General features: G+C 44.3%; 18 protein-coding genes. 6 read left to right on the top strand and 12 right to left on the bottom strand.

All coding sequences use genetic code 11. The features are described 5' to 3' along the window. From EX191_RS06275 to malK, 6 genes are all read right to left on the bottom strand, one after another. Window positions 1-810 (bottom strand): putative capsular polysaccharide synthesis family protein, encoded by an 810-nt coding sequence (locus EX191_RS06275; RefSeq protein ID WP_193447362.1) that lies wholly within the window; start codon window positions 808-810, stop codon window positions 1-3. Further along, window positions 788-2,968 (bottom strand): GumC family protein, encoded by a 2,181-nt coding sequence (locus EX191_RS06270; RefSeq protein WP_193447361.1) that lies wholly within the window; start codon window positions 2,966-2,968, stop codon window positions 788-790. The genes EX191_RS06275 and EX191_RS06270 overlap by 23 nt, the downstream gene beginning before the upstream one ends. 15 nt (window positions 2,969-2,983) lie before the next feature. After that, entirely contained in the window at window positions 2,984-3,496 is a 513-nt protein-coding gene (locus tag EX191_RS06265) for a polysaccharide biosynthesis/export family protein (RefSeq protein ID WP_225311846.1), read from the bottom strand. A gap of 33 nt (window positions 3,497-3,529) precedes the next feature. Next, a complete protein-coding gene (locus tag EX191_RS06260) occupies window positions 3,530-4,735 on the bottom strand; it encodes an outer membrane beta-barrel protein (protein WP_005392487.1) in 1,206 nt (401 codons plus the stop codon). 10 nt (window positions 4,736-4,745) lie between these two features. Next, the gene (locus tag EX191_RS06255; RefSeq protein WP_005392488.1) at window positions 4,746-6,146 is read right to left on the bottom strand and encodes an undecaprenyl-phosphate glucose phosphotransferase; all 1,401 of its coding nucleotides are present in this window, start codon (window positions 6,144-6,146) and stop codon (window positions 4,746-4,748) included. A 423-nt stretch (window positions 6,147-6,569) separates the two neighbouring features. Further along, the gene (gene malK, locus EX191_RS06250; protein ID WP_005375271.1) at window positions 6,570-7,688 is read right to left on the bottom strand and encodes a maltose/maltodextrin ABC transporter ATP-binding protein MalK; all 1,119 of its coding nucleotides are present in this window, start codon (window positions 7,686-7,688) and stop codon (window positions 6,570-6,572) included. A gap of 672 nt (window positions 7,689-8,360) precedes the next feature. Here malK and malE point away from each other — a divergent pair. The 3 genes from malE (at window position 8,361) to malG (ending at window position 12,096) form a co-directional block, all read left to right on the top strand. Continuing rightward, a complete protein-coding gene (malE, locus tag EX191_RS06245) occupies window positions 8,361-9,539 on the top strand; it encodes a maltose/maltodextrin ABC transporter substrate-binding protein MalE (protein ID WP_005375272.1) in 1,179 nt (392 codons plus the stop codon). Between the two features lie 79 nt (window positions 9,540-9,618). After that, window positions 9,619-11,193, top strand: coding sequence for a maltose ABC transporter permease MalF (gene malF / locus EX191_RS06240; protein WP_031780258.1), 1,575 nt, complete (start codon window positions 9,619-9,621; stop codon window positions 11,191-11,193). 12 nt (window positions 11,194-11,205) lie between these two features. Next, the gene (malG, locus tag EX191_RS06235; RefSeq protein ID WP_005375275.1) at window positions 11,206-12,096 is read left to right on the top strand and encodes a maltose ABC transporter permease MalG; all 891 of its coding nucleotides are present in this window, start codon (window positions 11,206-11,208) and stop codon (window positions 12,094-12,096) included. A gap of 362 nt (window positions 12,097-12,458) precedes the next feature. Here malG and EX191_RS06230 read toward each other — a convergent pair whose 3' ends face one another. From EX191_RS06230 to EX191_RS06220, 3 genes are all read right to left on the bottom strand, one after another. Beyond that, on the bottom strand, window positions 12,459-12,704 hold the full coding sequence (locus EX191_RS06230; RefSeq protein WP_005375277.1) for a hypothetical protein: 246 nt from the start codon (window positions 12,702-12,704) through the stop codon (window positions 12,459-12,461). Between the two features lie 171 nt (window positions 12,705-12,875). Beyond that, a complete protein-coding gene (locus tag EX191_RS06225) occupies window positions 12,876-13,361 on the bottom strand; it encodes an acyl-CoA thioesterase (RefSeq protein WP_005392490.1) in 486 nt (161 codons plus the stop codon). A gap of 145 nt (window positions 13,362-13,506) precedes the next feature. Further along, the gene (locus EX191_RS06220) at window positions 13,507-14,412 is read right to left on the bottom strand and encodes a DMT family transporter (protein ID WP_074189861.1); all 906 of its coding nucleotides are present in this window, start codon (window positions 14,410-14,412) and stop codon (window positions 13,507-13,509) included. 98 nt (window positions 14,413-14,510) lie between these two features. On the opposite strand from EX191_RS06220, the gene EX191_RS06215 reads away from it, so the two are divergent. After that, on the top strand, window positions 14,511-15,299 hold the full coding sequence (locus EX191_RS06215) for an AraC family transcriptional regulator (protein WP_048625321.1): 789 nt from the start codon (window positions 14,511-14,513) through the stop codon (window positions 15,297-15,299). Here the strand turns inward: EX191_RS06215 and EX191_RS06210 are convergent. Beyond that, entirely contained in the window at window positions 15,294-16,211 is a 918-nt protein-coding gene (locus tag EX191_RS06210; protein ID WP_193447360.1) for a M14 family metallopeptidase, read from the bottom strand. The two genes, EX191_RS06215 and EX191_RS06210, sit on opposite strands and share 6 nt — an antisense overlap. Before the next feature lie 172 nt (window positions 16,212-16,383). Here EX191_RS06210 and EX191_RS06205 point away from each other — a divergent pair, with 172 nt between their 5' ends. Further along, entirely contained in the window at window positions 16,384-17,289 is a 906-nt protein-coding gene (locus EX191_RS06205; protein ID WP_193447359.1) for a DUF808 domain-containing protein, read from the top strand. 94 nt (window positions 17,290-17,383) lie between these two features. On the opposite strand, the gene pyrC is transcribed toward EX191_RS06205, so the two are convergent. After that, the gene (pyrC, locus tag EX191_RS06200; RefSeq protein ID WP_046873770.1) at window positions 17,384-18,412 is read right to left on the bottom strand and encodes a dihydroorotase; all 1,029 of its coding nucleotides are present in this window, start codon (window positions 18,410-18,412) and stop codon (window positions 17,384-17,386) included. Between the two features lie 155 nt (window positions 18,413-18,567). After that, complete coding sequence (locus EX191_RS06195; protein WP_005375297.1) at window positions 18,568-18,732, bottom strand: YqaE/Pmp3 family membrane protein; 165 nt, start codon at window positions 18,730-18,732, stop codon at window positions 18,568-18,570. A gap of 268 nt (window positions 18,733-19,000) precedes the next feature. On the opposite strand from EX191_RS06195, the gene EX191_RS06190 reads away from it, so the two are divergent. After that, entirely contained in the window at window positions 19,001-20,818 is a 1,818-nt protein-coding gene (locus EX191_RS06190; protein ID WP_193447358.1) for a hybrid-cluster NAD(P)-dependent oxidoreductase, read from the top strand. Window positions 20,819-20,867 lie beyond the last annotated feature (49 nt).

Here is a 20,867-nt window from a genome sequence, read left to right as displayed (position 1 = left end):
TTAATTGGTCAGATATTGCTGTTTAAGGTCGGTGATTTCTGCATTTGAGAAAAAGTGCTTCGTCAATTTAGAATTCAGCATTTCTTCAACGTACTCGGGTGTAGGTTGAAATTGCGTTTTGAATTCTTTCATTAGTGGCGAGTACCATTTGTTGTCTGACTGATTTTCATAAACAACATCCACGGGGTAACCTAAAAAGCCTTCAACTGCGGAGTTAGCCTGCTTTAGCTTGTCACTTCGAATGACCAACAGTGAAAAGTTATTGTTATGGTATGTCTGATAGCCTACTTCGTGATTAAAAGGTTCGTTAAACACATCAATCCCTGTTAGTTGTTTGATCTCGTTGTCAAACCACTGCAGCGCATATTGATGATTCATGTGCTTATCAAATGCCTCTTGGAGTAATTGCGGTCGTTCGGTACGTATTGCGCTGTCATCTTTTAGATATTTATCCGCCATCCAAAACGGAAGTGCTTGAAAGAACATTGAGACATTTCGTCCGATCGGTTCACGCACCAGCGAGATAATTCGAACTTTTTTCTTGCGCTTTAACATACGGCTCATCGCTATGCGCTTGAGTCGTCGCTTTAACGCATTGATCTGAGGTTTATACAATTGCGCTCTTACAGGGGATATCTGTTTTTGCGCATCGACAGTCATAAGATCGTGCAAGTGAATCGAGTTAGGAATGGAATGTTCTAATGCACTCGAACCTACTTTGCCCATTTGATAGAGCAATACTGGTTGTTCTTGGCTTTTCAACGTTTGGTACCAAGATGCGTTTGAGTTAGTAGGCGTATTTCTGGACATAAAGCGTTTCTCCTTCCTTAGTCTTGGCTTGTGTGATTAAGACGCCAAGAGATGGAACTGAGTGTTGTATTTGTTTAGATAACGCAAGGTTAACCAGTGATGATTTTGTCGATTCTGAGCGAATGACGGTAATCAGACCATTGGCATACTGACCAAGAATAAGTGCATCACTCACTGACAGTAGGGGCGGTGTATCGATAATGATCCGGTCATACTTATTTTGAAAATGTTCGAGCAACTTTTTAAAGCGATCAGAAGCTAGCAGTTCCTGTGGGTTTGGCGGAATTAGGCCTGCTGGTAATACATCTAAGTTGGCTTCTTTTATATGTGTAACACAATCTTTGATTGGCGTATCCATAGTCAGGATATGCGTTAAGCCTGGGCTTGATTCAGCAATACCAAACCGTTTTGCGATGGAAGGTCGGCGTAAATCGCAGTCGATGATCAATACCTTTTCCATTTTTGAAAACGACACCGCCATATTGATACTGGTCGATGTTTTTCCTTCTTCTGGAATAGCAGAGGTAAAGGGCAATATCTTTTGCTTCGTGTTGGTTAATCTGAGCAGAAGCGAGGTTCTGACGGAGCGGCAAGCTTCACTAAATAGCTTTTCTTCATCATCTAAATATGCGGTATAACTGACGCCGTTTTTACGCAAATTGCGTTTTTTGACCATAGGAATCACACCTAAACACGTAACACCAAGTTTTTCCTGCACATCGGCTGTGCTTCGGATAACTTCTCGCATCGTTTCTAAGATGATGACCAGAGCGCAAGCAATGGCAAAGCCAAAAAAGGTGGCAATCAGTACCAGTTTGATTCGTTGTGGTGCCACCGGGAATAGAGGAATAATGGCTTTGTCAGTAAAGCGTGCAGTGACATTCTTGTAGTCGCTGGTGGCGTTGGTCTCTTTCTCACGAATTAAGAACGCTTCATAGAGTGCCTTATTGGATTCAACCTCGCGTTTTAACTGTTCGTAACGCGCTTTTTGTGACCCTAACGATTGGAAGTCGGACTTTTTGTTATCGAGTTCTGCTCGAAGCATGTCCTCTTGCGCCTTTGCAGCAAGAAGGTCTTGTTGTTTGCTAAAGGAAATGTCACGAATGAGTTGCTGGGTTCTTGCTTGAATTTCAGCGAGCTGCGCTTTCGCCTGAATCATTCGGTCATGCTTGGGGCCGTAGCGCTGTGCCAGCTCAGAGAGATTTTTGGCTGCCTGAGCTTCCGATAATTTGAGGTCGCGGATCTGCGCTTGATTAGCGAATTCATCAATTGACAGCAAGCTGTCTAAACTTTGTGAAGATTTACGTCTTAACAGTTGGATTAACGTCTGTGCTTCAATACGCTTATTAACAGCGACATTCAGCTTGCGAGTGAGTTCTTCTAGCTCATTTGCGTAAATTTCATCAATACCGTTTATATCGATCAACCCTTCTTTTAACAAGAATTCTTGCAGCGCTTGCTCAGAGTTACGTAATCGCTCCTCCAATTTTTGTGAGTTATTTGTCAACCAAGTGGCCGCATTTTGTGTAACGACCAATTTGGCTTCAAAATTTGCGTCAATGTAGGCTTGGCCGACCGCGTTGGCGATTGTTGTAGCAAGCTTAGGATCGGTAGAACGAAAGCGAATTCTGACTAATTGGGTGTTACGTACTGGCTCAATATCGAGTTTACTTCTGAAAGCTTGAAGTGCCTGATAATAGGACTCTGAAAATTGAGCGGTTTCTTTTGGGCTTGGTGCCACATTCAGTAGGTCTTGAACAAGAGGAATCGACTTTATTTGGTCGATTTTTTTATTTAACCCCCCTGAACTTGTGAACTCCGGTAGTTGAGTGAGGTTCAGCTCTCTAATGACCTTATCTGCAATATGATTCGATTTTAAAATGGCGATTTGCGTTTGGAAGTACTCTTTTTTTGTCGTGTCGACGCCATATACTTCCTCGATTGAAAGGGCGCTTTTTTGCTCTTCTTGGATGAGTAGCGTTGCTGTAGCTTGGTATATCGATGCTTTGGAGTAGATATACCAAGTACAAGTTAATGAAAACAGAAGCGTGAAAGCTGCGATGCTTAGCCAATTCTTTTTAATCGCTTTAAAGTGATGACCAAAACGAATCAGTTCTACTTTGTTCATCTGGAGATTATTTGGATGAGTCCCGTTCATTTGATTCCCTGTCACTTAAAAGAAGCTCTGGTCGATAAATACAATGTCACCAGGTTCCACGTTGCGGTGCATACTGACACCCTCTATCGTTTGACCCGTTTTATGTTTGGTGAGGTTAATGCCTTTGCGTGAGGCTCGGTCGGTCAAGCCACCAGCTAAAGCGATGGCCTTTTCGATAGTTAATCCTGGTCGATATTCAAATCCACCTGGTTTCCTGACTTCGCCATTGACATAAAACAGACGAAAGTTATTAATAGTGACCATCACTTTTGGGTTGATGAGATAATCGCCTTTTAAACCCGTTTCTATTTCGTACTTGAGTTGTTTCGGTGTTTTTTTGATTGCTTTGATTCGGCCAAGGTAGGGGTAATCAAAATAGCCATCTGACGTTATTAGAATATTTTTAATCGTAAGATCTTCTTCACCGTAGACCTGCACGGAAATGGTATCGCCCGTGTCGAGTAAGTAATCTTCTTTGCTTGAGTCAGCGTTTACCAAGGTGCTAAATAGCAATAACGCGACGCTCATGAATGTGATGAATGACTTCATTAAAAATCCTTGTTACAGAGAAAACTGTGCGCTTAAAGTCCAAATGTTTTGTTCAAAGCTATAACCTGGTCGGTTAGAGGTTTTATCTTGGTATTGCCAATCGGCTTGCAGCTGTATCCAGCGTTTAATTTGATAATCGATACCAAAAGATAGGGTGTAGCGATCGTCGTTTCTGGTGATCCCCGTATAGTCATCTTGTTGATAAATAGCACCTAAGCGAGTTGCAAGGTAACTATTCCAATCGTGCTTGAGGTTCAGTCGATAACGAGTTTGTAGGTTGTAATCGCCATCTTGATCTGGGTTAACTGCCGCTTGAGTGGTTTTCACGCTGACTAGAGTTTGTTCTTGAGGCAGCCATTCAAAGCCGATATCCCAACTGAAGCCTTTAAATGTCTCTCGTTGAGCGCTGTCAAAATCTTTGATTTGATAACCGAGTCGAGCGATGCCTTTGGTTTTTCCTGTGACTTCCCATTCGGCACCGGTGTAATAGAAACTGGTGTTATTATCTTTGGAAGGCTGCGCAGAATTTCGGTGCTGATAGTCGGTTACTATTTGTTTTGTCCCAACCAACCAATAGGTTCTTGGCGTCGCCCTTAAATAGAATTCCAAGTGTGCATTGGGAGCTCGAAAATCGTTGTATTTCGTTTTAGCGTTTGGGCGCCCAGGTAATCCGTCACGGTAGTTTTGATAGGTTTTATCACTGTAGCCTAAACCGAATTCGAGTCTGCCTTTTGCACCGTTAGAGCCAAAGACATAATTGGTTTTGATATCGTTACGGTTGAACTCAATTGGTGAGTCTATTGCGCTACCATTACCTTCGGTAATGTCTTCCCCTCTAATTTCATGCTGGGCGCGAAAACGATAATCAACCACTAAACGATGACGATGATTGAACTCAAAAAAGTTGGAAAACTGAAAGGTATGATCGTCGAAGTCGTTGCGGTCATCGGATGAAAAACCTGCTTTCAACTTGTACAAAATATCTGCGCGATAGCGATTCCTTTCTATACGTGCTAATAAGCTTGGCTCTATACCCCAAATATTGACCGATTCTACATTGCCGGATTCCTCCGCTTTGTTGATGTTGTCATCGCCCTCGTAGAAAGTTCTTACGAGGGGAATAAACTCAATGCCAGACTCGGTTTGGTAAGCCATCGGTTCTGCGAGTAAGCCAGTTGAAAACAGACTCAATGCTATTGCCATTGTCAGTTTCTTCATAATCTCAACCTTAGTAAGCGTTAGCACCAGTGAAGCCTTTGAAAACGGTCATAAAGATGATTTTGATGTCCATCCAAACCGACCAGTGGTGGATGTAATCCAAATCAAACTCGACTCTCTTTTCCATTTTTTCTAAGGTGTCTGTTTCGCCGCGATAGCCATTAATTTGCGCCCAGCCAGTAATGCCCGGTTTTACTTTGTGACGTAGCATGTAGCGGTCAACAATCTGGCGATACTCTTCATTGTGCGCCACGGCGTGAGGGCGTGGACCAACAATAGACATGGTCCCTTGCAGTACATTGATAAATTGAGGCAGTTCATCCAAAGAGGTGCGACGCAGAAAACCACCAAAAGGCGTAATGCGTGGGTCGTTCTTTGTCGCCTGTTTCACGTGAGGGCCTTGATCCATAGTGGTCATTGAACGGAATTTCCATACTTCAATCTTGCGTCCATCGAGGCCGTAACGATGCTGTTTAAAAATGACCGGACCTTTAGAGGTCAGCTTAATGCCAATCGCAATGGTGAGCAGGACTGGAGATATCAAGGCTAAAATAATGCTCGAAAACAAGATGTCTTCAAACCGTTTTACCCAGGAAGAAATTCCAGCAAATGGCGTATCAAATACGCTGAGCGTTTGAACTTGGCCGATTTGCGCCCAACGAGAATGCAAAAGGTTATAGGTAAAGAAGTCAGGAATCAGATACGTATTTGCGGTGGTGTCTGAGAATTGGTTAAGAAGCGATGCAATACGTTCTTTTGCGTGCATTGGCATTGCGATATAGACGTAATCCACTTCCCCTTTCTTGGCTCGCTCAAGAGCGTGGTCAACTGCCCCTTTAATAGGGTAAGCAGAATTTGGCAATCTGTCGGAAGAACGCTCATCGTAAAAGCCATCAAAAAGTACACCGTGTTCAGTGTGGTTTTGAATTTCGTTAGCAAGGGTAATGCCGTGAGGAGTTTGGCCGATGATTATTGCAGTACGAGTGTTGAATCCTTTTTTTCTTAAATAGGCTAATCCGGTACGGAATGTCACTCGCCATGCCAAAAGTAGAGCGGGCGTAATCGCAAACCACAATGCCAGAATAGTGTTATCAAATAAGTCATAGACTTCCGAAAAATACAGAACAATAAAGATAAGCGCGGAAGTTACTGCCCAGGCCACACAGACAATAATCATCTGCTCTTTAAACGAACTGGTTCGCCAAGAGCGGTACAGATTGCCGCTTTCTGCCATAAATAGAAAGGAGATGCCTCCAACAAAAGCCAGTATGACGTAATCTTTCCCCATCGCAGTATTCATGTCTTTGAACACTAAAAGCAGCATAAAAGAGACGATGACAGCAAGATCTGAGATGCGATATAAAAAAGCGAACTCCATCTCGTGAGAGCGGATAAGTCCTTTTTGTTTCATGACTCAGTTTCCCTTCTTACACGCTACCGCCCTTGGGTGTCTCCCCCAATTGCCGTGTCGTGAGCGTTATTAGTAGTTGGTGAACAGAGCATTCTGTTGAATGCTTCTGAGTTTTTTGTCACGTGTAATTTCGTTGATAAGTGTAAAAATTTGCGTTGTTGAGGTAAGTGGAAATAAGAATGAAATTTAGACCTTTGGCTAAGTTTGGCGGGTTAGGAAAAAGCTGGTACTTACTCATGAGGGATGAGGAAAAGTATTAAAAATGAAGTATCAGTACAAAGACAATGGTTTATGTAAAGGTAGAAGAAACGGGTGATCTTATTCGTTAACGATTAATGATTTAGTATCGAATTACTTATATTTATTAGGATAAAAAAATCCCTCTCAAGTGAGAGGGATTTATTGTGAATCAGGACGAAAGAATTATTCGACTTCTACGCCGTTTTCTTTGTATAGGCGGCGGCATGCACGACCATCACTGTGGAACAGGTGACAACGGTGTGCTGGAATACCAATCTCGATTTTATCGCCGGTATCGACTGCGAGCGTGTCAGGCTGACGGAAAATAACGTCCGCGTCCGCACCTTCTAGGTTTAGGTATACTTGAGTTTCGTTACCTAGCTTCTCAACAATCATCACTTCACCGTGAATGCTTGCATCAGCTTCAGAAGCGGATAATAGGTGCTCAGGGCGAATGCCTAAAGACATGCGGTCGCCACGGTTAACCGTCGTGCCATCCACTGGAATCCAGAAAGATACGCCATTAGATAGTTGAACTTTGACGCGCTCTGCTTCTACTTCATCAATGAATACGCTCATGAAGTTCATTTTCGGAGAACCGATAAAGCCTGCTACAAAGCGGTTTTGTGGGTAATGGTAAAGCTCAAGCGGCTTACCAACTTGCGATACATAACCGCCGTCTAGTACAACGATTTTATCTGCCATTGTCATTGCTTCTACCTGATCGTGCGTTACGTAGATCATGGTACAACCAAGTTGACGTTGTAGCTTAGTGATTTGCGCACGCATGTTTACACGCAGTGCGGCATCCAAGTTTGATAGTGGTTCATCCAGAAGGAATACATTAGGTTGCGATACCAGTGTTCGACCGATAGCCACACGTTGACGCTGACCACCTGAAAGCGCTTTTGGTTGGCGTTCAAGTAAGTGACCCAGTTGTAGAATTTCTGCAGCTTGCTCAACACGTTTGTCGATTTCTGCTTTGTCTGCTTTTGCTAATTTTAAGCCAAATGACATATTGTCATATAAGTTAAGGTGTGGGTAAAGAGCGTAAGACTGGAATACCATACCAACACCACGTTTGGATGGTTCGACGTCATTCATGCGCTGGTCACCAATATACAAATCACCTGAAGTAATGTCTTCAAGACCGGCAATACAACGTAAAAGGGTAGATTTACCACAACCTGATGGACCTACGAAAACAACAAATTCACCTTCGTTGATTGTTAGGTCTACGTTCTTAGAAATCAGTACGTCGCCATACGCTTTACAAACATTTTTTAACGTGACACTCGCCATGTAGCTCGTCCTCGATCAATTTTTTATTATTCACCGCTCATCATTATATGAATTATCTAGCGAGCAGTAACAGTAGGAATCGGTAAGTTATTGCGGTTGGTAAGAAAAGTAGGGTAGCACTTCAATAAAATGTCCTGAATAGAAGTGCTACCCATCATAGCCAAGTACGAGTTTCTCTCCCCCACATTATTCGTGTTGTCTCCCCCGTGAAATAATTACCACAAACAACACCAATAATGACATTCCACTCGTCTGGCAATGCAAAACCAGCAAATCTTTTTCCTAATACGTAGGCACTGCTGGGAAAGGGTTCTTACCATCCACTCTTGGATGACTGAAGTTTGTAAGATTGTGCGAGGTGCGACATCCTCCTAATAGAAATAATTGCAGGGGGAGTAGGTAGGGAGGAGTAAAAAAGGAGGAGGAATAAAGCAGTTGGTCGGAAATCACATTATTGCACCACCTAAAGTTGAAACCGATCACAGGAAGTATCCGTTTTGTGATTTGAGTCTCTTACCCTTGGCGATTTAGATCACGAAAATACGTCATAATTGTAAGGGCGTAGGGATTAGGAGGATGAGACATATTGGATTATTTCAGATGATATATGTCGAAATACGGCTGAACCTCAATGGACTAGCCCTACATCAAAAATATAAAAAGGATACGAACATGAAAAAGTTAAGCGCTGTAGCACTAGGTACTCTTGTTGCTTTGGGTTCTTTTGGTGCTAATGCTGCCATCGAAGAAGGACAACTTACTATCTGGATCAACGGCGACAAAGGTTACAATGGCCTTGCTGAAGTTGGTAAAAAATTCGAAGAAGACACTGGCATTAAAGTGACAGTGGCTCACCCAGATGGCCTTCAAGACAAATTTCCTCAAACTGCAGCGACTGGTGACGGTCCTGACATCGTATTCTGGGCTCACGACCGTTTCGGTGGTTACGCAGAAGCTGGCCTGCTAGCAGAAATTAAACCTTCTAAGAACATTCAAGAAGGTATTGTTGATTTCGCTTGGGATGCTGTACGTTACGACGGCAAATTGATCGGCTACCCAGTTGCGGTTGAGTCTCTATCTCTAATCTACAACAAAGACCTAGTTCCAAACCCACCGAAGTCTTGGGAAGAAGTTGCAGCGCTAGATGCAAAACTTAAAAAAGACGGCAAGTCTGCAATCATGTGGAACCTAAAAGAACCGTACTTCACTTGGCCACTAATGGCTGCTGATGGCGGCTACGCGTTCAAATACACTTCTGAAGGTTACGATGTTAAAGACGCTGGTATCGCGAAAGAAGGCGTTAAAGACGCAATGAGCTTCGTAAAAGGCTTGGTAGACAAAGGCGTAATCTCTGCAGATATGGACTACTCAGTATCTGAGTCTGCATTCAACCAAGGTAAGACAGCGATGACGATCAACGGTCCATGGTCTTGGGGCAACATCGAGAAGTCTGGCGTTAACTACGGCGTGACTACGCTACCTAAGTTCCAAGGTCAATCTTCTAAGCCATTCGTTGGTGTTCTAACGGCTGGTATCAGCACTGCGTCTCCAAATAAAGACCTAGCGGTTGAGTTCATTGAGAACTACCTACTAACAAACGATGGCCTACGTATGGTTAACAACGATAAGCCTCTAGGTGCGGTAGCGCTTAACTCGTTCCAACGTGAACTAGATTCAGATACTCGTATCGCTGCGACTATGGACAACGCGATGAACGGCGAAATTATGCCAAACATTCCTCAAATGAACGCATTCTGGGGCGCGGCTAAGAACGCAATCATCAACGTAGTTGATGGTCGTCAAACTGTCGATGCAGCATTGGCAGACGCAGAAAAACAAATGACTAAATAATTAAGTAAGACCTTTTTAAGGAGGGGGAAACTCCTCCTTACTTTTCTATATTTATTCTATATTCGCTAGCAGGTTCCCTATGCAGTCAGTTCAAGGTACAAATGCTATGACAGCACCAGAAGCCAGCCTTCCGAGCAGCAAAAAAGTGTTCATGAAATGGTCACTTTTAGGCACAGTCGGCATTATCAATGGCTACGCAACAATCCTTATGTATTCACGCGGTGAGATTGCGTTTGCACTACTTACGATCATTCTTACCGCTTTAGCGTTGTTCATCTTTGGTAGTAAAAAGACGTACGCACACCGTTACATCTACCCTGGTATCGCAGGGATGATCCTTTTCATTCTTTTCCCTCTGGCGTACACCATAGGTTTGGCGTTTACCAACTACAGCGCGAAAAACCAACTCTCTTTTGATCGTGCGCAGAGCGTACTTTTGGACAGAACTTATCAAAGTGGTGATAGCTACCCGTTCACTTTATATAAAACGGATCAAGGACATCAGCTTGTGGTTGAAAAAGATGGTGAGCTACTTGCTACGCCCACTTTTCAACTAGATAGCCTCTCAGCATCGGATCTTGACCTATCACCAATTGAAGAAGCAACGGGCGAGAAAGAATCAATCAAGACGATTGTTAAGAGCCGTAATACGTTGAGCAGTGTTGATTTGCATCTGCCGAGCGGTGAAGACATCCGCATGAGCGGGTTACGTAAGTTTGCGGCAGTTGTGCCTTTGTACACGCTGCAAGAAGACGGCGAAACGCTTTACAACAATCGTACTGAAGAGACGTTACGTCCAAATATGGAAGTAGGTTACTACCAACCTGTCGATGAAAACGGTCAGTTTGTTGGTAGCACAGTGTCTCCTGGCTTTGTGGTGAACATTGGCACACACAACTTTGAGCGTGTGTGGAAAGATGATGGCATCAAAGAGCCGTTTATCAGTATCTTTATTTGGACGATTGTGTTCTCAGCACTCACCGTACTATTTACGCTTGTAATTGGTCTTGTTCTAGCAAGTGTTGTTCAGTGGGAAGCATTAAAAGGCCGCTCGGTTTACCGACTCTTACTGATTCTGCCTTATGCGGTACCGGCGTTTATTTCTATCTTGATCTTTAAAGGTTTGTTTAACCAAAGCTTTGGTGAGATCAACATGCTTCTGGAAGGTTTGTTCGGTATTAGCCCTGCTTGGTTCTCAGACCCGTTCATGGCGAAAACCATGATCCTGATTGTGAACACGTGGCTTGGTTTCCCTTACATGATGATTCTATGTATGGGTCTACTCAAAGCGATTCCTGATGATTTATATGAAGCGTCAGCAATTGATGGTGCGAACTTTATTACTAACTTTACTCGTATCACGCTACCAATGATGTTGAAGCCGTTAACACCGCTGTTGATTGCGAGCTTTGCCTTCAACTTCAACAACTTCGTGCTTATCCAGTTGTTGACAGGCGGTGGTCCAAACATGATTGGTACGTCAGAACCTGCGGGTTACACAGACCTATTGGTAAGTTACACCTACCGAATCGCATTCGAAGGTGCGGGCGGTCAAGACTTCGGTCTAGCAAGTGCAGTAGCAACACTTATCTTCCTATTGGTTGGCGCATTGGCACTTATCAACCTACGCGTAACTAAAGTAGCTCAGGACTAAGGAGAGATTACAATGGCAATGGTACAAGGTAAGTCATTAAAGTATCGTGTTTGGGCTACTCATATTGCGATGTGGGCATTCTTGGCACTGATTATTTTCCCTTTACTGATGATCATCGCGATTTCATTCCGTGAAGGTAACTTTGCAACGGGTAGTCTGATCCCAGACAACCCAACGCTTGATCACTGGAAATTGGCATTAGGTTTCTCGGTGACTAACCCAGACGGTACAGTTACACCGCCACCATTCCCAGTCATGACATGGCTGTGGAACTCAGTAAAAGTGGGTGGTATTTCTGCAATCCTAATCGTGGCGCTATCTACCACATCAGCTTATGCGTTTGCTCGTATGAAGTTCAAAGGTAAGAACACTATCCTAAAAGCGATGATGATCTTCCAAATGTTCCCTGCGGTATTGGCATTGGTTGCTCTATACGCGTTGTTCGACAAATTGGGTCAGTACATCCCATTCCTTGGTCTGAACACGCACGGCGGTCTGATCTTCGCTTATTTAGGTGGTATCGCACTGCACGTTTGGACGATTAAAGGCTACTTCGAAAGTATTGACTCTTCGTTAGAAGAAGCGGCGGCACTGGATGGTGCGACACCATGGCAAGCATTCCGTTTGGTATTGCTTCCATTGTCTGTACCAATCCTAGCGGTAGTATTCATCTTGTCGTTCATCATGGTAATTGGTGAAGTTCCTGTAGCATCACTACTACTTTCTGATGTAGACTCGTACACACTTGCAGTGGGTATGCAGCAATACCTATATCCACAAAACTACTTGTGGGGTGACTTTGCAGCAGCTGCTGTACTTTCAGCAGTGCCAATCACTGCCGTATTCTTACTTGCTCAACGCTGGTTGGTTGGTGGTCTAACCGCTGGTGGTGTGAAAGGATAATCTCTTGTGGTCTGAGATTGATAAGAATAACTAGAAAAGGGCGACCACATGGTCGCCCTTATACGTAGCACGGATATTACAATTTTGGTTTGGCCGCCGATCAGTAATATCTTGGCTTTTATTGGCGTTACGCATAGCTGGCTGTTAGCTTAGTTCCTTACGATTCAATCACTAACAGTTTTTGTAACCATAACCTGAGTTTAGACTCAGGTTTTTTTATACCTGTTAAATACAGTTGTTCAATAAGCGGATAAAGATTAGCGGCTTTGCAATGGATTACACAGGGCTAGGAGAATGCCCTGCGTAGCACTTCACATAAATAACCTGAGTTCAGGTATCAGTAAAATTGAGGTAGGTAAGGATTAAAACTCTCGACTGGAGGGGGCACATCCAACGTATTGAAGCAGCGTGTATAAGCTTTCTTGCTGTAGTGCGACGCGACGAAATAAATTTGCAAAGGTGACATCACCGCCAAAGCAGGTCTGAATGTAATGGTTAATTTCTGTTTCGTTATACCCCTCGACGTACATGGTTCTTACCCACTGGTACTCGACCGCTTTTAAATTGGTCAACGTCTCTTCACTTAAGGTCGTTTCTTTTAGTCTCAAGATCCAAACTCTATCCAACTCCAAAATAGTGGAAGGATTTAAGCAAAGCTAGGTGAAGGATTTATGACAGAGGAGGCCGAGTGTGAAGCAAATGGCAAAACCATGATGTTGCTCCACACTCTGGTTATAAGTAACGTTGAGGTAGTCAATAGCGTTCTTAACGGATGTAGGTTACTTGAGATACTTTACGTGCGCTTCCATCTCTTCCCCGATTTCTTTGCGCATGTTCATAAGGCGGATCGCGGATTGCTCCAAGGCTTTATCTTCATCAGATTCTGGAACCCATTTCGGCACGTCGGTTGGTTTTCCGTTCTCATCTACAGCAACCATAATAACGATACAGTGGGTGGTGAGTCTGTTTTTCATTTGCTTTGGATCACTGGCTTGCACGTCAATCGCGATGTGCATTGAGCTTCGTCCGGTATAAATGACTTTCGCGCTAACTTCGACTAAGTTGCCGACATGAATCGGCGCAACAAAACGAATACCACCTGCGTATGCAGTAATGCAATATTTGCCACTCCACGCTGCAGAGCAGGCGTAGGCTGCTAAGTCGATCCATTTCATTACGGCGCCGCCGTGCACTTTTCCGCCGAAATTGACGTCACTGGGTTCTGCTAAAAAGCGAAGGGTAATGTCTCTTTGACCACTGCTCATCTGTCTTTCCTTGATGGGTTATTGTTTTCCCAATTTAGCAGTAAGATGAATTTTCGGGAATAGAGAATGAAACAAAATATTAACTTTTATTCGAACGATGAAAACAAAAAGCCACAGAGTGGTTCTGTGGCTTGGGGAACTGGGATTAATTGGCGGTGGAGGCAATCTCAGAATTGGGCAATGGCTTTCTGTGTCGTATTTTTATTTGCGACAGGATAACGCCAGAGATGACTAACAGCCCACCAATAATGTGGTAAGCGTAAATTTTCTCACCAATCAACGTTGAAGCAAGTACGACAGAAACCACGGGCATTAAGTTCATGAACATGGCACTTGAATCAGCGCCAATTGAATCAATCGCTTTCACCCACATTAACGGCGCAAAAATGGAAGCCGCAATGCCAGCATAGGCGATTAATGGTAGCGCGTCTTGGCTTGGTAGCAGTTGCTCACTAGAGAGCCAAAGTGGTGTAAGCATCACAACCGAGAAGAAGCCTTGCATGTAAACCAGAGTCAAACTACTGAAAGGCATCTTCCAGCGTTTTAGCAGCACGCAGTAAGCCGCGTATACCATGGCTGCAATCAGCATAAGGCTATCACCTTGGGTCATGTCTTGATGTAAAAAGTAGGTGATATCACCATGACCAAGCATAAACGCCAAGCCGCCGAGCGAAATCACACCACCGACGATACTTAACATTGATACAGACTTGCCTAACAGAGGAACACTTAAAAACACACTGATCAAAGGAACCAAAGAGGTAATCAGTGCCATGTTGGAAGCCGTTGTCGTTAAACCAGCGTAGTAGCCAAGTGATTGGTTGAGCACCATGCCAAGTAACGCAAGAAATGCCAGCTTAGTTAAGTAAGGTCGAATAATGTGTCGTTGTTTGATGATCGCAGGCAGACAAAATGGAGTTAGAAGTACCATTGCGACAAACCAACGATAGAAACTCATCGCACTTGGTTCAATGGCGCTTGCTGCCATCTTATTCACAATTGAGTTACCACCCCAAATCATAACGGTGAAAAACGGAAGTAAATAAATCATGAGAACCCTATAGCACAATTATTGATGGCGCTAGTCTGGCAGGTCTTTATAATAAAAAGTATCTCTTAAAAGACATCGTAAGCGATAGGAAGACAATTTTGAAAAAGAGCGCCAGAAATCTTCATCCCTCATTATCAATCGACCGCGCACCATCGGATGTATTTATGAATTTTGAAGCCTTTCTCTCTAATACAGAAACGCGAATTCATAGCCATCCTTGGGGGCAAGTGCAGCTGATCAGCGGTGGGATCCTAGAGATGGATGCAGAAGATACAAGATTTCTAGCGCCTCCGCATCTTGCAATTTGGGTTCCTGCTGGAATCCGTCATACTAGTTACAACCGTAAACCTATCGAATATTGTTCTTTGAACATTGCCCCTGAATTGACGGCGCACTTTCCTACCAAAACGAGTCTGATCAAAGTGACTCCAATCGTGTCGTCCATTATTGAGGACTTTCGCCAACGAGACATTAACGTGGCGCAAAGTGATGAAGACAAGCGCTTGGTCCAGGTGTTATTGGACCAGCTCGCAAAGCAAGAAGTGGAACACCACTTTTTACCAACGACCGATAACAAGTATCTTGAACCGATCTTAAAAGCAGTAGAAGAATCGCCGACGGATGAGATCAGTTTGGCGGAGTGGGCGGAAAAAGTGCATACCACAGAACGCACGTTGGCGAGACATTGCCAGAGTGAGTTGGGCATGAGCTTTACTGAGTGGCGCTTACGTGTGCGATATTTACATTCTATGGAGTTGCTGCGTAAAGGGCAGACCGTAAAGGAAGTCGCGTTGACGTTAGGTTATAACCAAGCTAGCCCTTTTATCGCAATGTTCAAGAAATACTCCGGCATGACACCGGAGCAATATAAGAACCGCTTATTATAACTGAGCCAGAACGTAATTCAGACCACCGACCACGGCTGCAACTTGCGCATCGTTGCACTCTTCGTCGGTCACCGTTGGGCTGTCTGGGTACACTTCCGTTGTCGTGCCGTAAACGCAATTTGTTACGCCGCCACACAGACCCAGCTTCACCATTGGGTAGTTGATAACGCCAAACTGTACGACTGGTGAACCAATGATTTCGCCATTTTCATCTGCAGGTGCAATGTGAGTCACTTTCGCAACCGATTCAATCACCGCTTTTTGAAACTCGGGTTGAGGGTTTTCACTATCTCCAACTGTGTAAAAACCGTCTGGGATCATGCCCTCGATGTACTCAATGCCATCACGAGCGGCAAGCGCAGGACGGAACTCTGTTTCATCGGAGTCTGTCGTCTCGTGCAAATCAATGTGCATGAATACATCGCCTAATGTCGCAACGAGCTTCATGAGGTTGGCGGATTCTTCGGCGGGGCTATCCTTATAGAAAGAGCGGTTTGGATCAATCGCGTTTGGATTCCAGCGGTTGATCACCTCGTAACCCCAAGGGCTCACGCAAGGTGCAACGACAATATTGAAATGCTCTGCGTAGCGCTCTGCTTCTGTTTCTACAAACTTTAAAGCGCCATGTACACCGCTGGTTTCATAACCGTGTACGCCGCCTGTGACCAAAACAACAGGCTTCGTTGAATCCCAGTTGCGAGTTTTGATACAAAACAGAGGGAAACGTGCCTCGTTGTATGAGAGCGCACCGTATTGTTCAACATCAAAACGCTCGCGTAGGGCATCGATTTTACTGACGACTTCATCTTGGTAGCTACGTTTTACTTCTTGAGTTGCTAACCAAGCTTGACGTTCTTCTTCGCTCCAAGGTTGGCCAGGGGTACCGATTGGGTAAATGTATCCACTTTTCATCTATACTTTTTCTTTTGACTGCTGAAAGGTACCACAAGACTAGACCTGTCTTATCTTAACGGCAATATAAAACACCATTTGGGATAGTATTCTTTGCAAAATCATCACTTTGATGAGTGATTTATTGGTGTTACATTTTGTTACTTACTCAATTTCATATAAGAGACAAAAAATGGCTGGAGCAAGTTTACTCACACTGTTGGATGATATTGCCACGGTACTCGACGATGTCGCCTTAATGTCGAAAATGGCGGCAAAGAAAACCGCAGGTGTGTTGGGTGATGACCTAGCGTTAAACGCTCAACAAGTGTCTGGTGTTGCATCTGAGCGAGAAATTCCAGTGGTTTGGGCGGTTGCGAAAGGCTCGTTCAAAAACAAATTGATTTTAGTTCCTTCAGCATTGCTAATTAGCGCGATTATTCCATGGCTTATCATGCCACTATTGCTAATTGGCGGCTTGTTTCTCTGCTTTGAAGGGGCAGAAAAGGTGCTTGAGAAAGTATTCCCTCACTCCCATCCGCACGAAGAAAAAGAAGAGTTAGTTAATACTGGCGAGTCGATAGAAGAGTATGAAAAACGCAAAGTTGCTGGTGCGATTCGAACGGACTTTATTCTTTCAGCGGAAATCATTGTGATTGCGTTGGGTACCGTGACTGAGGCGAGCCTTGTGACGCAAATCTTAGTGGTGAGCTTAATTGCAGTCATCATGACCATTGGTGTTTATGGCTTAGTAGCAGGCATCGTGAAATTGGATGACTTGGGCTTCTACCTTGAAATTCGCTCAAAAGGTAAGGGCTGGATGGCGAAAGTCGGCAGTGCTTTAGTTGCTTTTGCACCAAAGCTGATGAAGTTGTTAACGATTGTGGGTACTGCCGCGATGTTTTTAGTCGGTGGGGGGATTGTAGTGCACAACGTGCCTGCCATTCATCACTTTGTAGAGCCGATTATTATGAACTTTAGTGGTCATTCGGTTGCTACAGCGATTCTGCCTATTTTGCTTAACGGCATTATCGGCTTTGTGGCGGGTTTGATTGTGGTTGCTGTGTGGACTGCTGTAGAAAAAATTCGCGGCCACTAATAATCACAGCTCAAAACAAGACAAGAACAACAAGGGTCATGACTTCTTTTCACTGAAAGGCATGACCCTCTTTTATGGATGGAAAGTAAAGTACTTACTTCACTTTCCATTCGATCTGTTCATTTGCTCGAATAGGCACAACGATATCATTGCCAAATGGCATCGTTTCCGGCACATCCCAAGCGGATTTTTCTAACGTTACCGTATCTGTGTTGCGCGCAATGCCGTAAAAATCAGGACCATTGAAGCTTGCAAACGCTTCCAAGTTTTCCAGCTTGCCTTCATTCTCGAATACTTCTGCATAAAGCTCTAGCGCTGCGTGTGCGGTGTAAGAACCAGCACAACCGCAAGCTGACTCTTTTGCCCCTTTCGCATGTGGCGCAGAGTCGGTACCTAGGAAGAACTTCTTGCTACCACTGGTTGCAGCTTCGATCAGCGCTTGCTGGTGGGTGCTGCGCTTAAGAATTGGCAAACAGTAGAAATGAGGCTTAATACCACCCACAAGCATATGGTTACGGTTGAAAAGAAGGTGGTGAGCAGTGATGGTAGCAGCTACGTTATCTGAGGCGTTATTAACGAAGTTTGCTGCGTCGGCAGTGGTGATGTGTTCTAGAACGATTTTAAGATTAGGGAAGTCATTGACGATAGGAGCGAGGACAGTATCAAGGAATTCTTTCTCTCGGTCGAAGATATCAACATCGTGATGTGTTACTTCGCCATGAACCAGAAGTAACATTCCGACTTCTTCCATCGCTTCGAGAACGTGGTAAATGTTCTTCGCATTGGTCACACCGGAATCTGAGTTTGTGGTAGCTCCAGCAGGATAAAGCTTGGCCGCAACAATGTTTCCGGTGGCTTTAGCCTTACGTATTTCATCTGGTGTGGTGTTGTCTGTGAGGTAAAGCGCCATCAAAGGTTCAAACTGTTCGCCATGTTGCTCTTTTAGAATTCGGTCACGGTAGGCTAGGGCGAGCTCAGTTGTAGTAACTGGTGGGACGGTATTTGGCATGATCAGCGCACGGCCATTGTAGCGGCTGATGTCGCGAACGGTGTCTTTAAGAACTTCCCCATCGCGTAAGTGAACGTGCCAGTCGTCAGGACGAGTGATTGTCAGTGTTGTCATTAATTGCTCCCACCATTGAAAAGTTGTCTGATTGGAGCCTAAGCGCCGTATTTGCTTTTGAGCAAACGCTTGCGCTTAGGCGACAGGATGATAGAGGAATTGCCCTCACATTTCATCCCATTTTTCACTTTTCTACAGAGTGAGAGTGTAAGTGGTTACTTCATTGTTAACCAAAGCGCGTGGATCGTACCTGGTAGAAAGAAGAAACACGTCAAGATTAGGTTAATCAAAAAGTCTTTATTTAGACCTTTCTCCATAAACACCGCGACAGGCGGAAGAAAGATACATAACAAAATCAGAACCAGTTTTCTTGTATCCATAATTAAGCTCCAAATCAATAAATGGGGGCAGTGATAACTCAGATGAATTATGTGTGTCGTATCACACTTTATCAAACGGTATTTGGTCAGAACGATGTTAAAAAACGCGAATGTTGAGTGTAGTAAATACTTGTCGCTCAAACCAAATTTATAAGAATAGCATTCAGAAAAAATTGAGTTGGATGAAGCGGCAATAGACTCTGCACCTTAATGTGATTTGGGTATACAATACTGCAACAAATAAAAAACACCCTGTAGGAAGAAGGCTATGTCGCAACCCATTTTGTCCCAAATTAATGTTTTTCCGGTTAAGTCAGTTGGCGGATTATCGCTGTCGTCAGTATGGGTTGAGAAGCAAGGATTGAGCTTCGATCGTCGTTTTATGATTGCGAAAGCTGATGGCGCTATGATTACCGCGCGAAAGTATCCGCAAATGGTAACCATTAAGTCTGCCTTATTATCCGATGGGGTTGTGTTTAGCAGTTTGGGGATGGAGCCGCTTAAAATCCGTTATCAAGACTTTAAAATGCAGGAAACGCCAGCAACAGTTTGGAAAGACACCTTTACTGCATATACCACCACAGATGATGCAGATGATTGGTTTAGTCGTGTATTGGGTCAACGTGTTGAGTTGTTGTTTAGTGGTGAGCAATCGAATCGTGTTCGCGAAAAGCTAGGACAAAACGTTAGCTTTGCCGATGGTTATCCGGTGTTAGTGATTAGCCAGGCTTCCCTTGATGAACTGAACCGAAGAAGCTCTGAGCAACACTCTATGGATCAGTTCCGTACTAACTTAGTGGTCTCTGATACCAAGCCGTTTGAAGAAGATTCATGGAAGCGCATACGAATCGGTGAGGTAGAGTTTGAGTCTCTCAAACCTTGCGAGCGCTGTATCCTGACTACGGTGAATACTCAAAGAGGCACGTTCCGAGAGAGCAAGGAGCCACTTAAAACCTTACAACAGTTCCGTGCAAATGATGTCGGTGGTGTGTTCTTCGGGCAAAATCTTGTCGCGCGAAATGAAGGCATTATTCGTCAAGGCGATAAAGTTGAAGTATTGGAGTACAAAGAACCGGAGTTTTACGCAGATAACTCGCCAGTGCGCATGACGTTAACATGTGTTGAGCGTGAAGAAATCGCCCAAGACTTCTTGACCTTATGGTTAGAACCAAACAAAGGTTCTTTACCTAATTACTTGCCAGGACAACACCTGCCAATAGAGGTGAATATTGATGGTAAGAAAGTGGGCCGACGCTATACGCTATCATCCAGTCCGTCTCGTCCGGGTCGCTATGCTATTTCTGTTAAGCGTATTGCAGGTGGAAGAGTCTCTAATTCGCTCTTAGACAATTTACAAGTCGGTGATGTTTTAGAGGCAGAACAACCTGATGGCCAGTTCCACCTTAAAACGCATGAAGCGCAGCCTCTGCTGTTACTCTCTGCGGGTAGCGGAGTAACACCAATGTTATCAATGGTGCGTTACTTAGCGGATCACAATCAGTTGGATAACGTGGTTTTCTACCATCAATGTCGCACCGAGAATGATATTCCTTGTCGCTCTGAGTTGGAGCAGTTAAAGCGTAAGCACCCGGGGTTAGAAGTGAAAATCTGCTTGACGCAGCCTGCCGTTGATTGGTTTGGGTTAAAAGGGCGTTTAAGTTTGTCACACATTAAGCAAATCAAAGATATTGAACAGCGCCAAGTGTTTGTGTGTGGTCCTGATGGTTTTATGGAGAAAGCGAAAAATCTCCTACTAAGAAAAGGGCTGCCAGAAGAAAACTACCATCAAGAAGCGTTTGGCGTATCTTCAGTCACTTCAAGACCAGAGAAGAGCATAGCGATCGATTTCAATGGGACGAAAGTTGTAGGGAATAATCAGAAAACGTTGTTAGATCAGCTTGAAGACGCAGGGAAGGTTGTTAGCAATAGCTGTCGTGCTGGCTTATGCGGCGCGTGTAAGGTTCAGCTTACGTCGGGTCAAGTACATCATCCGGACGTGCCTGCGTTGACAGATGAGGAACGTGCGATGGGAACCGTATTGGCGTGTTGTGCTGTTCCAGAGACGGACGTGACGGTAACAAACTAAGCGAGAAGGCTCCCCGGTTCTCAATAAAAACGCTGCTAACTTTAGCAGC

Origin of the sequence: Vibrio chemaguriensis, assembly GCF_012275705.1 — a bacterium.
Lineage (GTDB): Bacteria > Pseudomonadota > Gammaproteobacteria > Enterobacterales > Vibrionaceae > Vibrio > Vibrio diabolicus.
The sequence above is the reverse complement of the archived record's forward strand: the minus strand, read 5'-3'. Positions and strand labels throughout refer to the sequence as shown.